This is a genomic window from Streptomyces sp. NPDC006207 (assembly GCF_040613835.1).
Classification (GTDB): domain Bacteria; phylum Actinomycetota; class Actinomycetes; order Streptomycetales; family Streptomycetaceae; genus Actinacidiphila.
Window position 1 is genome coordinate 16,896 of the sequence record NZ_JBEXSX010000044.1, and the last position, 12,388, is coordinate 29,283.

The window sequence follows — 12,388 nt, forward strand, 5'->3', positions numbered from 1 at the left end:
GCGAGGTGCCCGTCCGGTCTCGGGCGAGGCCGCTCAGAGAGGTGTCCAGGCAGATCCGCTCGCGGACCTCCCCGACCGCCCGGACCAGGGCGCGTCGTCGTCCGGCTCAAGCGGCCGGGACGGCGTCGTCGACGGAGCCGGGGACGTCGGCGCGGTCACCGGCCTTCCGTGCCGGCTTGAGGAAGAGGGCGAGGACGATGCCCACGGCGAGGGTCGGGGCGATCCACAGGTACCCGGTGGCCGTGGCGTGGGCGAAGGCGTCCAGCGCGCTGTCGCGCAGGGTCACGGGCAGCCGGCCGATGGTGTCGGGGCGGGTGGCGTCGAAGCCGCCGCCCGCCGGAAGGCCCCGGGTGCGGTCGGCGAAGCCGGTGTTGAGGAAGCTGCCGAAGACGGCGACACCGAAGGCCGCGCCAATGGAGCGGGCGAAGGTGACCACGGCGCTGGCGGCTCCGAGATCGGTGGCGGGCACGCTGTTCTGCACCGTGGTCAGCACGACCATGGGCACCATGCCGATGCCTGCGCCGGTGACCAGGAAGTAGACGCTCAGCACGAGGGTGCCGGTGGCCGCCCCGATGGTGCCCAGCAGCAGCAGCCCGGCGAGGTTGGCGAGCAGGCCCGCCAGAAGGATCATCCGCAGCCGGCCGACGTGTGCGGCCCAGCGACCGGCCAGGGACTGGCTGGCGACCAGGCCGGCGACCAGGGGCAGCATGTGGACACCGGAGAGAGTGGCCGAGACCCCGTGGACGATCTGGAGGTAGGTCGGCAGGTAGACCAGCACGGCGAACATCGCGGCGTTGGCGAAGAACCCGATCAGCGAGGAGAAGACGACGGTCCGGGAGGTGAACATCGCCGGCGGCAGGACCGGGGCGGCGGCGCGGCGCTCCACCGGCACCAGCAGCACGGCCAGCGCGACGGTCGTCGCGATCAGGCCGACGATGGCCGGTGAGCCCCAGCCCCAGCGCTCGCCGAAGGACGTGACGAGGACGAGGCCCGTGGCGATGGCGGCCAGGATGGTGGACCCGGGATAGTCGATGCGGGCCTTGGCGCCCCGGGTGGCCGCGGGCAGCGACCGCGCGGCGACGAGCAGGGCGATGACACCGACGGGCAGATTGACCAGGAAGGCCCACCGCCAGGACAGCTGGTCGGTGAAGACGCCGCCCAGTAGGGGGCCGACGATGCTGGCGACGCCGTAGACGGAACCGAACATGCCCTGGTAACGGCCGCGTTCGGCCGGGGCGACGATGTCTCCGACGAGGGCGAAGGTCAGTACGATCATGCCGCCGCCGCCCACGCCCTGCAGAACGCGGGCGCCGATCAGCTCGGGCAGGTTCTGCGCCAGGCCGCAGAGCACCGAGGCGGCCAGGAAGACCGAGGTCGCGGCCAGGTACAACCGCTTGCGGCCGAACATGTCGCCGAGCTTGCCCCACAGCGGCGTCGCGGCCGTCGACGCGAGAAGGTACGCGGCGCTGACCCACGCTATGTCGTCGAATCCGTTCAGGTCCTGCGCTATGCGGGGCAACGCGGTCGAGACGATCGTCTGGTCCAGGGCCGCGAGGAGGACGGCCAGGATCAGCGCGCTCATCGGCGCTGCGACGCCGCGGGGCGCGGGTGATGGGGACTCGTGTGATTTCGACATCGAGACGTGCCTTTCCGGGAGTGGTGCGCAGGGACGCTGTGCCATCCGCCGTTGACCGATGGGGCCCATCGCGATGGCATTACCAATGCCATCTGCCACATTAATGTAGCACTTACAGCGAAGGCCTCTACGTCTGAGAGGCGTTAGATGTCATAGGTTTCACACTCGGCCGTTAGACTCGTTCCGGTGAGAGCCGACGCAGCACGCAATCTGGAAACCGTCCTGACCACCGGGGCGCGCATGCTCGCCGCCGACCCGGGCGTGAGCATCGCGAGCATCGCCACCGAGGCGGGCGTGGACCGGCGCACGGTCTACCGCCGCTTCACGTCCCGCGACGAACTCCTCGCGGCCATCTACGAAGCCCGCCTCACGGCCATCGAGCACGCCATCGAGGACGCCCGGCTGCGCGAGGCGCCCGTAGCCGTCGCCCTGCACCGCTACGTCGAGAACATCATCGCCGTCAACCGCACCTGGCCCGTCGACCTCGCCCGCATGCTCACCGACGACAGCGTCCACGCGCGCCGCGAGGCCTCGGTCCGCGAGGTCGACGCCTTCCTCGAACGCGCCACCAGCGAAGGCCTGTTGCGCCCCGGTCTCGCAGAGGGATGGACGAATGCGCTGCTGCCCCAGCTCATGCACCTGGTCGCCCGGCAACTGCCCGACCTGAGCCCCGCGCAGGCGGCGGACGTCGTCGTCGACACCCTGCTGCACGGCCTCGGAGCGTCCTGACACACCGGCGGCTCCCGCGAATCCGCGGCCGGCGATTCCGCGCGGACGCGCCAGGCCGGGGTGGCCGAAGCCCGCCGGTCCACGAGCGGCTCGCTGCGCAACCACGTCGACACGGCAGCCCCGGCCCGACGGGCCGCGCGGAGCCAGTGGGCGGGCCCGCAAGCGGCGCACGCCACACTTACGCATCCACGCCGCAACCCAACCGCCGATGTCCCACAGGGGTGGAACCTCATTCCATAAGTGCTACAGTCGAGTGACAGATCAAGATCGGTAGCGCAAGCCTCACGGGCCCCATCGCCCCGCGGTCGGCCCCAGAACCCCGGGGACACTCCAACCGTTCACGGCAGGGCCTGCGCGCCGGACGGCCCGCGAAGGACGACCGGTGCGCACGCGCGTGGCCAACGACCTCCCCGCAGGAGCCCGGCCTCCGCGAAACGCCCGCAGGCCAAGCACCCCACCAAGGAGAGACATGCCTGTCACCACCCTTGACCCGAAGCCCGCCCTGATCGTCGTCGACCTCCAGAAGGGCATCCTCGGGCTGCCCCTCGCGCACCCGGCCGCCGACGTACTCGCCCGGAACGCCGAACTGCTCGCGGAATTCCGTCACCGCGGCCTGCCCGTCGTCCTGGTGAACGTCGCCGGCGGCCCTGCCGGACGCAACGACCTCGGCGCGCGCTTCCCCACCCCGACCCCGGAGTGGACCGAACTCGCCCCCGAGCTCGACGCCGGCGCGGGCGACCACTTCGTGACCAAGCACGCACGCAGCGCCTTCACCAAGACCGGCCTGGACGAGTGGCTGCGCGCGCGGGCCGTGACGCAGGTCGTCATCACCGGCATCGCCACCAGCAGCGGCGTGGAGTCCACAGCCCGCGACGCCCACGAGCAGGGCTACAACGTCACGGTCGCGCTCGACGCCGTGACCGACACCGACGGCGTCGCGCACGACCACACCATCGCCAGGATCTATCCGCGCATCTCCGAAACGGGCACCACCAAGGACATCCTGTCCGCACTCGCCGCCACGAACTGAAATCCGCAGAACAAATTCTGACGCTACGCCACCAAGGCGAACCGCGAGGGTGACACGGAATGCCGGCCGGCGCGCGGTAAACGAGGCCGCCGGAAGGGCAACGGCGCCGCTCACCCCCTGAGCCAGCCCGTGACGGCGGCAGGCCGCGAGGCTGGCCGGGGTCGGGCCCAGCCGCCGCAGGCGCTGAAACAGCGTTCGACTGCGTAGCGGCGCCCGCAGGTCTTGGCAACGAACGGGAGCGACGGCTGACCGGCGCCGGAGCTCCGGGACCGTCGCGCCGTTGCGCCACCAGCGCCCCCGACAGGCACACCTTGTCGACGACCTCCGTCGCCAACGCCAGCCTTCACCGCCTCCGTTCGCGTCACGCCTCATTCCGTCACCTGCTTAACCGGTGATACGGTCTGTCTCGGGCTTCGCCGAACCGGGCATCACTCCCCCGCCCTCCCCATGCGCTGCCACCTCCCGCGCACGCCGACCTACTTGAACGGAAACCCATGAAACGAGCTCTGGCCGTCCTCGCCGCCTGCGTGCCACTGGCCGCGGCGGTCTACCTGCCGACCGCGTCCGCCGAGCCCGGGAACGGCTCCGGTTCCGTGGCGCCGACCTGCGCGACGCCGTCCGTGAAGGCCCCGGCCGGCACCGAAGCGGAGTCCGTGACAGCGGCCCGCAAGGAGGGCGGCACCGTTCACGGAAACGGACTCCTGGGCGGCACGGTCACCGGCGTGCCCGCTTACTGCGAGGTGACGGTCACCCTGACCCACCCCGGCGACAACGACCACGCCGAGGTGCGGACCTGGCTGCCCGTCACCAACTGGAACGGCCGCTTCCAGGCCCTCGGCGGCAGTGCGTACGCGGCCGGGGACAACGGCACCGGGATGGCCACCGCGGTCAAGAACGGTTACGCCGTGACGACCACCGACGCGGGCGTCGGCGACGTCCTCGACGTCAACTGGGCGCTGAACGACGACGGGCAGGTCGACACCGCGCTGCTCAAGAACTTCGCCTCCCGTTCCCAGCACGAGGCGGCGGTCGTCGGGAAGCAAGTCGTCGACGACGTCTACGGCAAGCGCGCCGCCTACGCGTACTTCAACGGCTGCTCCACCGGCGGACGCCAGGGCTACATGGAGGCCCAGCGCTACCCCGACGACTACGACGGCATCCTCGCCAAGGCGCCCGCCGTCAACTGGGACGAGTTCGAGGTCGCCACCCTGTGGCCGCAAGTCGTCATGAACAACGAGAAGACCTATCCGACGGCCTGCGAGTTCAAGGCCTTCACCGACGCCGCCGTGAAGGCGTGCGACCCGCGCGACGGCCTCAAGGACGGCCTGGTCAACGACCCGGCCCGGTGTGACTTCGACCCGCGTCGGTTGATCGGCACCAAGGTCGTCTGCGCCGGCGAGGAGCTGACCCTCACGGCCGCCGACGCGGCCGTGGTCCGCAAGATATGGGACGGCCCCCGCACCCCGTCGGGCAAGAAGCTGTGGCCCGGCGTCCCGGTCGGGGCCGACCTGTCGGCCCTGGCCGGCGTCACCGGCCCCGACGCGAGCGGCGACGTCAAGGGCGCTCCGTTCCCCGTGCCCGAGTTCTGGGTCACCACATGGGTGAAGAAGCAGCCGTCGTTCGACGTGTCGACGATCACGTACGAACGGTTCACCCGGCTGTTCCGGCAGTCCGAGGCCGAGTACGACAAGGTCATCGGCACCGACGACCCCGACCTGTCCGCCTTCCGTGACTCCGGCGGCAAGCTCCTGAGCTGGCACGGCCAGGCCGACCAGTTCATCCCGGCCCAGGGCACGGTCGCGTACCGCGAGGACGTCGAGTGGACGATGGACGGCGCCAAGAAGGTCGACGACTTCTACCGCCTCTTCCTCGCCCCGGCGACGGTCCACTGCGGCCTCAACTCGGGCGACGGCACGATCGACGACCTCGGTGCGCTGAGGACCTGGGTCGAGCACGGCAAGGCCCCCAAGACGCTGCCCGCCACCCTGGTCGACTCCGCCGGGCAGGAGGTCAGCCGTGACCTGTGCCGCTACCCGGCACTCTCCCGCTACGACGGCCACGGCGACCCGGACAGGGCCTCCAGCTTCCGCTGCGTCGCCCCGTCCCGGCACTGACCGCTCCGCGACGGCCTGAGACGGACCGAACCATCATGCGCATACGGCGAACGGCGAACGCTCGTCCGTGCTGAGGCCGTAACCGAGCCGCCGCATCCCGGCCGCGGCATGGGCCGCCACGCTCCACGGCCGGCACCCCGTGTTCGACGGGGTGCCGGCTCGGGCCACGGCAGGGCGTGCCGGGTGTGGGCCGACTTCTACCGGCCGCCGCCTTCGTCCCCCTGGTGAGCCGGGCTTCCCGTACCGGGGAGCAAGGCACTCACACCCAGGCGGCGCCCAGGATGTCCTTGAGGCCGGCGGCGGCGAACAGCCGGCGGCGGGAGGCCTCCAGTCGCTCCTGCGCCTGGGCCGCCTGTCCCGTCAGCGCACCGTGGCGCTTGAGGATGCGGCCGTCCACGAGCACCGTGTCCACGTCGGCGGGGCCGGCGTTCAGCACCACCGTGGTGACGGCGTCGTTCAGCGGAGTCAGATGCGGACGGCGGGCGTCGACGAGGATGACGTCCGCACGCTTGCCGGGGGTGAGCGAACCGATCCGGTCGCTCATGCCCCACGCCGCCGCCCCGGCGGTGGTGGCGAAGCCGAGGACGTCGTGGTGGTCGAGTTCCACCTCCATCGGCGGCTCGTCGCGTCGCAGGGCGTCGGCGTTGGCGCGTGCCCGCTCGGCGGCGAGGGTCAGCCGCATCTCGCTGAACAGGTCCGTTCCGGCGCCGGCCACGGTGTCGGCGCCCAGGGCCGGCTGGATGCCGTGGGCCAGAGCACGGCCGGTGATGGGGAAGGTGCCCATGGCCATCTGCATGTCGACGGTCGGGCACGGGGTGATGTGCCCGCCGGTCGCGGCGATCCGCCGCAGGTCGTCGTCGCTGAACGCGGCGCCGTGGGCGTGGTGCACGTCCGGCCCCAGCAGGCCGGACTCCTCGAGCACTTCCACCGTGCGGTACTTGGACACGTAAGGCGGGATTCCGGAGTGCATGCTGACCGGGACGGCCAGTTCCCGGGCGAGCCGGATGTCGTCGGTGGTGGTGTCCGCGGTGGAGAACTCGGGGCCGCGCAGCGCCAGACCCATGGTGACGCGGGCCTCGTCGTCCGACAGCACCTCGGTGCGCACCCGTCGGGCGTCGAGGGGGTGGCGCTCGGAACTCTCGACGAACCACTTCATCACGCCCTCGCCGACGGGCGGACCGTAGAGGAAGACGGCGCGGATGCCCGAGTCGCGCAACGCGCGGATGTTCTCGTCGGCGTGCTCGGGTGTGGTGACGATGTGGGACCAGTCGGCGACCGTCGTGACACCGGCGTTGACGGCCTGCAGCGCGCCCCACAGCACACCGGCGTAGACGTCGCGCGGCTCGTACTTGTCCAGCAGACCGGCGAGCACGACCTGGAAGTAGCCGCCGAGCGAGACCTTGCCGCCCGCGCCGCCGATGGCGCCCTGCCACACGTGGCGGTGCGAGTCGACCAGGCCCGGCATGACCACGTGGCCGGCCGCCTCGATGACCTCGGCGCCCTCGGCCCGAAGTCCGTGACCGACGGCGGCGACGGTGTTGCCGCTCACCAGCACGTCGCCACCGGGCAGTTCCCCGAGTCGTGGGTCACCCGTCACTACATGCCCACCTCTGATGAGTATGGGATGGCTTGCCATGTTCCGCTCCTTCTGGTCGTGCAGGAGCTCCAGTGTCTTTCCGGCCACTATGCTTGTCCAACATTAAACTTTGCTGGGTTCAGCAAGAACCGTGCTGAAAAACCTTGAAAGAACCGGGAAGGACCGTCCATGGAGATTCGCCGGCTTCAGCACTTCATCGCGGTCGCCGAGGAGCGGAGCTTCACCCGGGCCGCCGAGCGGCTGAACCTGGTGCAGTCCGGCATCTCCGCGTCGATCCGCGCCCTGGAGAAGGACCTGGGTGCGGCGCTGTTCGAACGCACCACCCAGCGCGTCGAACTGACCGCGGCCGGAAAGACGTTGCTGCCCCAGGCCCAGCGCATCATCGGCGCGGTGCGCACGGCCCGGCAGGCGGTCGACGAAGCCCGGGCCGGCCTGAGCGGAACCCTGGAACTCGGGATCCTGTACGGCCTCACCCCGAAACGCATCCTCAGCGCGCTCAGCGCGTTCCACAAGGCGCACCCCGCCGTGGAGATACACCTGCGCGGCCCCGGGAACCGTGGCTCGAGCTCCCACGCCGAAGACCTGCGCAACGGAGTCCTCGACCTGGCCGTCCTCATGACCGCCGGCCGCCCGCTGGCGGGGTTGCGCCTGCACGCGCTCGGCACCGAGCACCTCGCACTCGCCTGTGCCACAGACCATCCGCTGGCCGACCGCACGAGCGCCGAACTCGCCGACGCGACGGCATACGAAGTGATCGACTTCCCGGCCGGGTGGGGCATCCGCTCCGCCGTCGACTGCGCCTTCACCCGCGCGGGACTGCCGCCGCGCAGGACCACCTTCGAGATCGACGACATCCCCACGGCACTCGACCTCGTCCGCCACGGCCTCGGTCTCACCTTCGTACCCGAGTCCGTCACCGAGGGCGTTCCCGGGGTCCGCTTCCTTCCCGTGGAGCAGCACCGCCCCGTCTACCACGCCGGCCTGGCCGAACCCGACGACCGCCCGCTCAACCCGACCGCCCGGGCCTTCCTCGCCCAGGTACTGGGCGGCACACAGCCTCCCGGTCACGGATGAGCACCTGCCCGGCCCCGTGGAGCGTTGCCGGTGGCGACCCTGCGGGTGGAGGGCTCATGCCATCTCGGTCTCTCCGGTGGGTTGTCGGGGACCGGCCCACCCATACCCCTGCGAGGCCTCCGTCACACGGTCGCCTCGCACAGAGGACCGCAGCCCTCTCTGGGCCGCGGTCCTCCTCGGCACTGCCTCAGGCGGGCCACGCCCGCAGCAGCGCCGCCACGCTCTGCACGGTGCACGCCTCGTCGCGCAACTCGTCGACCAAAGCCCGCACCTCGTCCCAGGTCGGTTTCACCTCGCGGCCGGCGGCCTGCAGATACGCCACGGTCACCGCCACGGCGACCGTCATGTTCGACCGCTCCAGCCACCGCAGGCGCCCCAGAGAGTGCGCCAGCGCTGCCGCCCGTGCCACCGCCCCGTCGTAGACGTCCCGGTCGAACAACTGGGCCTTGTGGCGCTCCACCGCCGACAGGGGCACGCCGAAGTCGTCGGGGGCCGGATCGTCCTCCCCCGCCTGACTCGCAACGCTCAGGATCCAGCCGAGGTCAACCGCGAGGTTCACGCACGCGCTCCTCGATGAGGTCCCCGAACTCCTCGATCACGTTCGCCGCGGACGCGAGGAACGCCTTCCGGACGGGATCGGTGTCGGACTTCACCAGGTGCTCGATGTACTCCTGGAGGGACATGTGCCGGTTGCCCGCCGCTTGGCGGGCCGCCTCCACGGTGTCCTCGTCCAGCCGGACGTTCAACTGTGTCTTGGCCATGCAGCAATGCTAGCTCCCGCTAGCCATGATCGGTAGTGCTTCTCACAGGGTCCAGGTCTGCTCCCCCGCGCCGGACCGGCTGTCACCCACGCGCCACGTCGACGGATGCCCGGCCCGGAAGGTCTCCCTCGCGGTCGGGGCCCGCGGGTGCAGGCTCGGCACGGAAGTCCTCGCTGACGCGCGATGCTCCTCGACCCCCGTGGTTCCGAGCGCGAGGAGCCTCACTCCGCCTCACAGACCTCCCCGTACCAGCGCCACTTCTCCACGTACTCCCACCCCGGGAGGTCGCCCCGCCCGGTCGCCCACAGCAGCGTCGGCCACGGCTCTTCGTCGCTCTCCACATGCGGGAAGAGCCTTCCGAGGACCAGTGCGCACAGGACGTCGGGGGCGGTGAACTCCAAGCCGAGGCCGGCTGTGATGTCGTAAGTGCGGACAAGGGTCTCGACGATGCCCATCGCCGCGAAACCAGCCGGGTCCGAGGTACCGAAGGTGTGGTGGGCGCGGGCCGACGAGGGAGTTGTGCGAGTCAGGGAGACCTGCATCGCACCGCACGCCTCCAGGACCGTCAGCAGGCCGGACGGGCCCGGCTCCCGGTCGGCCTGGAGGATGTTGAGCGGCCCTTCGGGTCGTTGGCGGTGCATCCCGAAGGAGACATAGTTTCCGGCCGGCAGGCCGGGCGTCCCGATCTGCATCCCGTAGAAGAACAACTCCCCCAGACGTGACCCCTCCGGTACATCCGCAGCAGGGCCACCGACTCTCTGCGCCGGGGCTGCATATCGACATCGCAGGTCGGCGCCTCGCCGTGCCACCGGGAGTGAGCGCAGGAGGCCGCCGCCAGGGGGTGCTGCGCAGCCATCTCGGCTGTCGGAGCGCGAGATTCGGATCTCGGTCACGCACGACGCCGCCCTAGTAGCGCTTGGTCATGTCGGTATTGCGTTGGGTATGTCGCGGTGGCAGGTTGGGCAGGCGCCGGTCCAGGTAGCGAGGAGGATCTGCAGGTCACGGACGACCTGGTAGAGACTTAGGCCGACGCCGCGTCTTTTGGGGCCCGCCCCAGTCGCTGCAGGGTGCAGGACGCATGGGCGACGGAGACGAGGGTGACGTGGTGGTGCCAGCCGTTCCAGGTCCGGCCCTCGAAATGGGCCAAGCCCAGGGCCTGCTTCATCTCCCGGTAGTCGTGCTCGATCCGCCAGCGGAGCTCGGCGAGACGGACCAAAGTGGTCAGCGCGGTGTCCTCGGGCAGGTCGGACAGCCAGAACTGGACCGGCTCCTTTTCACCCGCGGGCCACTCGGCCAGCAGCCAGCACGCCGGCAGCTCGACATCGTCGGTGGCCTGCCGGATCTCACGTCCGGCGGGCCGGATCCGCAAGACGACGAACCTGGAGTAGTCGGTGCCTCATCGCCGGGCTGGGCCGACATGGTGCTGGAGATTCCCACCACGTACTGCATACCCCGCGCGTTCAAGCCGAGCCGGAAGGCCGCCGCGTCGCCGTATCCGGCGCCGGCGATCGCCAGTGGCACATCGATCCCCCAGGAGCGGGTCTCATCGGCCATGTCCAAGGCGAGCTGCCACTTCTCCACATGCCCGACGTCCTCGGGAATGCCGCACGCGGTGCGGCATGCAAACTTGTCCGGGTCCGCTTTCGGCGAGGAGGGATCCCAGGACGGGTGCAGGAACAGCCGCCAGTTCACGGCCGCCGAGGCATGGTCACGGGCCAGATGGAGCGAGACGCCCACCTGACAGTTGGTGACCTTGCCAGCAGTCCCGGTGTACTGCCGCGACACACACGCCGAGGCGTTTCCGTCCTTCAGGAAACCAGTGTCGTCAAAGACCAGCACAGTGGGCCGGATCACCGATTCCACCTTCCACGCCAGACGAGCCCGGATATGAGCCGGATCCCACGGGCTGGTGGTGATGGAATGGGCCAGCGCCTGCCGATTGCCGTCCTCTCCCAGCCCGGCGGCCATCGGCTCGACCGACCTGCGTCGCACGTCAGTCATCAGACCACGCAGATACACCTGCCCCCACCGGCAGCTGATCCTTGCGCGCGAACGGCTCGAACACCTCCGCCGCAAACGCCTCCAACTCATCACGCACCACAGCAACTTCGTCCGGACTCACACCTTCCCAACGCCCAACCAACCCACAAGGACACGCACAGACTCAGCCGACCTGACCAAGCACTACTAGCGTTGGAACCCCCTGGGTCACTGAAGCCCGGCACGGGGCCCGGCGTCAGCCAGGCTGGTGAGAGTCGGCTCTCCCCGCCGTGTGTTGCAACCGCAACTCGCGGGGGCTCACACCGTACGTGGTCTTGAAAACGCGACTGAAGTGGGCCGCGCTGGCGAACCCCCACCGGTGGGCGATGGCCTCGATCGTCATGAACTGATGCACTGGCGAGGCCAGTTCTTTCTTGCACTCCTCGAGGCGCTGCGTCCTGATCCATTCACTGAGGGTGATGCCCGCTCGGGACAGGGTCACGTAAAGCCAGCGTACGGAAACGTCGTGCTCGGCGGCGATACGTTCGGCGGTCAGGTCGGGGTCTGCCAGATGCAGGCGGACGTATTCCTGAACGCGCACAAGAAGTGTGCTGTTCAAAGGCGCTCTGGCCAGATCGTCCCGGTCCAGGGCCACGGTGACCACAGCCCTGATCAGGTCGACACTGGGCTCCGTGAACAGGGCGGTCTCAGCTTCGCCGGCCGCGGCCTGATGGCGGGCCAGCCGGGTAAAGAATGCTGCTGTGGCACCCACGACCGGGCGCTCCGAACTGAGTGGCACGGCGGTGATCTGGTCGAGCAAGGACGGCCGCAGCCCCAGGACATGCGTGGGCACGCGCACGAGAACCGAATCTGTTGAGCCGTGGAAAAGGACCTCATAGGGCTTGGCATTGTCGAGCACCGTGAGATCCCCAGCCCTTCTCAGTGCGTGCCTACCCCCTTGGCGGACATCGGAGGCCCCCGCCTCCTGGAGATGGACGAGAACGTGCGGCACCATATCCTCGTCCACCGGGGCAGCGGCGCACAGGAGGCGGGCCACGTTCCAGCCGATCTCCGAGACTTTCACCGACCCCAGCGCGTTGGTGGTCGCATAGGCCCGCTGGCGATGCGGATTCGGCGGGAGGTCCACCTCTACGCGGCCGTTGATGGACCACGAGAATTCACGGATCGCGTCCGCACGATGACCAGGAGCCAACGACGCGGCGTCGAGTCGAACTGCCATGCGGACTTCCTCCTGAACAGGTCGCGGAGCCTGCGTAGTGGGCACATTTTCCGTGGTACTGCGGCAGTGACCCATTTCGCAGATTTTATTGCATTGTGCATCTTTATTTCTGTTTGGCCTTGCGGTACACCGGCGGGCCGCCGCTGAGGGCCCGGGCCGCTCCCGGGGCAGGTTCACCAGCAAGCTCCACCTGAGCGCCGACGGCTGCGGCCGCCCGCCCCTGCTCC

At 69.9% G+C, this 12,388-nt stretch carries 10 protein-coding genes and 1 pseudogene; 4 read left to right on the forward strand and 7 right to left on the reverse strand.

The window, feature by feature from the left end; genetic code table 11:
• Window positions 1–106: 106 nt before the first annotated feature.
• Window positions 107–1,681 (reverse strand): MDR family MFS transporter, encoded by a 1,575-nt coding sequence (locus ABZ312_RS29710; RefSeq protein WP_500439132.1) that lies wholly within the window; start codon window positions 1,679–1,681, stop codon window positions 107–109.
• A gap of 195 nt (window positions 1,682–1,876) precedes the next feature.
• On the opposite strand from ABZ312_RS29710, the gene ABZ312_RS29715 reads away from it, so the two are divergent.
• The 3 genes from ABZ312_RS29715 (at window position 1,877) to ABZ312_RS29725 (ending at window position 5,509) form a co-directional block, all read left to right on the forward strand.
• On the forward strand, window positions 1,877–2,365 hold the full coding sequence (locus tag ABZ312_RS29715; RefSeq protein WP_500328799.1) for a TetR/AcrR family transcriptional regulator: 489 nt from the start codon (window positions 1,877–1,879) through the stop codon (window positions 2,363–2,365).
• Window positions 2,366–2,834: 469 nt separating this feature from the next.
• Entirely contained in the window at window positions 2,835–3,395 is a 561-nt protein-coding gene (locus tag ABZ312_RS29720; protein ID WP_500328747.1) for a cysteine hydrolase family protein, read from the forward strand.
• A gap of 494 nt (window positions 3,396–3,889) precedes the next feature.
• On the forward strand, window positions 3,890–5,509 hold the full coding sequence (locus ABZ312_RS29725; RefSeq protein ID WP_500328746.1) for a tannase/feruloyl esterase family alpha/beta hydrolase: 1,620 nt from the start codon (window positions 3,890–3,892) through the stop codon (window positions 5,507–5,509).
• A 259-nt stretch (window positions 5,510–5,768) separates the two neighbouring features.
• Here the strand turns inward: ABZ312_RS29725 and ABZ312_RS29730 are convergent, their stop codons facing one another.
• Window positions 5,769–7,145, reverse strand: coding sequence for an amidohydrolase family protein (locus ABZ312_RS29730; RefSeq protein ID WP_500439133.1), 1,377 nt, complete (start codon window positions 7,143–7,145; stop codon window positions 5,769–5,771).
• 129 nt (window positions 7,146–7,274) lie between these two features.
• On the opposite strand from ABZ312_RS29730, the gene ABZ312_RS29735 reads away from it, so the two are divergent.
• Entirely contained in the window at window positions 7,275–8,180 is a 906-nt protein-coding gene (locus ABZ312_RS29735) for a LysR family transcriptional regulator (RefSeq protein WP_500439134.1), read from the forward strand.
• Between the two features lie 187 nt (window positions 8,181–8,367).
• On the opposite strand, the gene ABZ312_RS29740 is transcribed toward ABZ312_RS29735, so the two are convergent.
• From ABZ312_RS29740 to ABZ312_RS29760, 5 genes and pseudogenes are all read right to left on the reverse strand, one after another.
• Window positions 8,368–8,739 (reverse strand): fic family toxin-antitoxin system, toxin component, encoded by a 372-nt coding sequence (locus ABZ312_RS29740; protein WP_500328744.1) that lies wholly within the window; start codon window positions 8,737–8,739, stop codon window positions 8,368–8,370.
• Window positions 8,723–8,941: a DUF6364 family protein gene (locus ABZ312_RS29745; protein ID WP_018559404.1), complete on the reverse strand. Its 219-nt coding sequence runs from the start codon at window positions 8,939–8,941 to the stop codon at window positions 8,723–8,725. The genes ABZ312_RS29740 and ABZ312_RS29745 overlap by 17 nt, the downstream gene beginning before the upstream one ends.
• Window positions 8,942–9,162: 221 nt before the next feature.
• Complete coding sequence (locus ABZ312_RS29750; protein ID WP_500439135.1) at window positions 9,163–9,633, reverse strand: hypothetical protein; 471 nt, start codon at window positions 9,631–9,633, stop codon at window positions 9,163–9,165.
• Between the two features lie 329 nt (window positions 9,634–9,962).
• Window positions 9,963–11,063: pseudogene (locus tag ABZ312_RS29755) on the reverse strand (IS701 family transposase).
• 114 nt (window positions 11,064–11,177) lie between these two features.
• Window positions 11,178–12,161 carry a helix-turn-helix domain-containing protein gene (locus ABZ312_RS29760; RefSeq protein WP_500439136.1) on the reverse strand — a complete coding sequence of 328 codons (984 nt, stop codon included), beginning with the start codon at window positions 12,159–12,161 and terminating at the stop codon, window positions 11,178–11,180.
• Between the last annotated feature and the right edge of the window lie 227 nt (window positions 12,162–12,388).